This window comes from Fructobacillus tropaeoli (assembly GCF_001047135.2).
Taxonomy (GTDB): Bacteria; Bacillota; Bacilli; order Lactobacillales; family Lactobacillaceae; genus Fructobacillus; species Fructobacillus tropaeoli.
The window spans coordinates 1-2,500 of record NZ_DF968095.1 but is presented as its reverse complement, the minus strand read 5'-3'; the positions used below and the strand labels follow the sequence as shown (position 1 = coordinate 2,500).

The 2,500-nt window shown below is 47.6% G+C and carries 1 tRNA gene and 2 rRNA genes (1 of these 3 cut by a window edge); all 3 read right to left on the bottom strand.

Annotated features, from left to right (window positions below):
- Positions 1 to 200: ribosomal RNA gene (locus tag AOQ32_RS07790) — 23S ribosomal RNA — on the bottom strand; it reaches 2,707 nt to the left of the window's first position.
- Between the two features lie 191 nt (positions 201 to 391).
- Positions 392 to 464, bottom strand: a tRNA-Ala gene (locus AOQ32_RS07785).
- 96 nt (positions 465 to 560) lie between these two features.
- A 16S ribosomal RNA gene (locus tag AOQ32_RS07780) occupies positions 561 to 2,110 on the bottom strand.
- The 16S and 23S rRNA genes sit together here with 1 tRNA gene alongside, the layout of an rRNA operon.
- Positions 2,111 to 2,500: the final 390 nt, after the last annotated feature.

The window sequence follows — 2,500 nt, the reverse complement described above, 5'->3', positions numbered from 1 at the left end:
GATGTTTCAGTTCACAGCGTATTCCTTCTCATATCCTATGTATTCAGATATGGATAGCACTTCTATGTGCTGGGTTTCCCCATTCGGAAATCTCTGGGTCATAGCGTACTTACCGCTCACCAAAGCTTATCGTAGTTAGTCACGTCCTTCATCGGCTCCTAGTGCCAAGGCATCCACCACGCGCCCTTATTCACTTAACCACAACTTTTAAAGTTGGATCAGTTTTATGAGTTGGTCTTAAAAGACCTGCGATTAAACCGTTCTTATTAAAGAACTTGTGTTGTTTCTCGGTTCATTTAGATGATTCACCTCTGAATCATTTTAAAAGAATTTCTTGATTATTCAGTTTTCAATGTACTAGCTTTTGGCCAAAAGGCTTTCTTCTGGCCAATGGAGAATAGCGGGATCGAACCGCTGACCCCCTGCTTGCAAAGCAGGTGCTCTCCCAGCTGAGCTAATCCCCCATACGCTGGTTGTGCTTCACGCACTCAAAACTAAACAAAACTTTGACACAAATCAAATTGACACTTAAGTCCCTGTAACGCTCCGATTATCCTTAGAAAGGAGGTGATCCAGCCGCAGGTTCTCCTACGGCTACCTTGTTACGACTTCACCCCAGTCATCTGTCCTGCCTTAGACGGCTCCTTCCAAAAGGTTAGGCCACCGGCTTTGGGCATTACAAACTCCCATGGTGTGACGGGCGGTGTGTACAAGACCCGGGAACGTATTCACCGCGGCATGCTGATCCGCGATTACTAGCGATTCCGACTTCATGTAGTCGAGTTGCAGACTACAATCCGAACTGAGACGTACTTTAAGAGATTCGCTTACCCTCGCGAGTTCGCTGCTCGTTGTATACGCCATTGTAGCACGTGTGTAGCCCAGGTCATAAGGGGCATGATGACCTGACGTCGTCCCCGCCTTCCTCCGGTTTGTCACCGGCAGTCTGTCTAGAGTGCCCAACTGAATGCTGGCAACTAAACATAAGGGTTGCGCTCGTTGCGGGACTTAACCCAACATCTCACGACACGAGCTGACGACGGCCATGCACCACCTGTCACTTTGTTTCCGAAGAAAACAGCACTATCTCTAGTACCTTCAAAGGATGTCAAGACCTGGTAAGGTTCTTCGCGTTGCTTCGAATTAAACCACATGCTCCACCGCTTGTGCGGGTCCCCGTCAATTCCTTTGAGTTTCAACCTTGCGGTCGTACTCCCCAGGCGGAACACTTAATGCGTTAGCTTCGGCACTAAAGGGCGGAAACCCTCTAACACCTAGTGTTCATCGTTTACGGTGTGGACTACCAGGGTATCTAATCCTGTTTGCTACCCACACTTTCGAGCCTCAACGTCAGTTGCAGTCCAGTAAGCCGCCTTCGCCACTGGTGTTCTTCCATATATCTACGCATTCCACCGCTACACATGGAGTTCCACTTACCTCTACTGCACTCAAGTTCGACAGTTTCCAAAGCACTTCCACAGTTGAGCTGTGGGCTTTCACTTCAGACTTATCGAACCGTCTGCGCTCGCTTTACGCCCAATAAATCCGGATAACGCTCGGGACATACGTATTACCGCGGCTGCTGGCACGTATTTAGCCGTCCCTTTCTGGTATGGTACCGTCATGTAAAGATCATTTCCTACCCTTACCGTTCTTCCCATACAACAGTGCTTTACGACCCGAAAGCCTTCATCACACACGCGGCGTTGCTCCATCAGGCTTTCGCCCATTGTGGAAGATTCCCTACTGCAGCCTCCCGTAGGAGTTTGGGCCGTGTCTCAGTCCCAATGTGGCCGGTCAGTCTCTCAACTCGGCTATGCATCATCGTCTTGGTAGGCCTTTACCCCACCAACTAACTAATGCACCGCGAATCCATCAAAAAGTGGTCCAAACGGACCTTTTAACGTTTTGTCATGCGACAGCACGTTTTATACGGTATTAGCATCTGTTTCCAAATGTTATCCCCTGCTTTTCGGTAGGTTATTCACGTGTTACTCACCCGTTCGCCACTCGCTTGAAGAGTGCAAGCACTCTTCGCTGCGCGTTCGACTTGCATGTATTAGGCACGCCGCCAGCGTTCATCCTGAGCCAGGATCAAACTCTCATGTTAAAAGTTTGAAGATTGCTCTTCGATTAAACTGACTAGTTGCTATCTCTCGATAACGCCTATCCGTTTATTGTTTGTTACGAATTGACTTCGCAAATTTGTTTGCGACTACTTACCAAGTAGCCACCGTTACAGATTTGTTTGTTCAAAGTTTTGTTCAGTTTTCAATGTGCGATGCCTTGTTGGGCAACTCATTTAGTTTACCATAGCTGTGAACCAAAGTCAACAACTAATTTGGAAAGTTATTTGAGCTGCTTTGTTAGGGCAACTTGATTAGTTTATCAGGAATGTTGAACGCTGTCAACAACTTTCTGAAAAACTTTTATCAACTGCCGGCTATCCAAGATAACCAGCGCCTCGCTAGAAGCACGTTTGCTTCGTAACGAACAATAA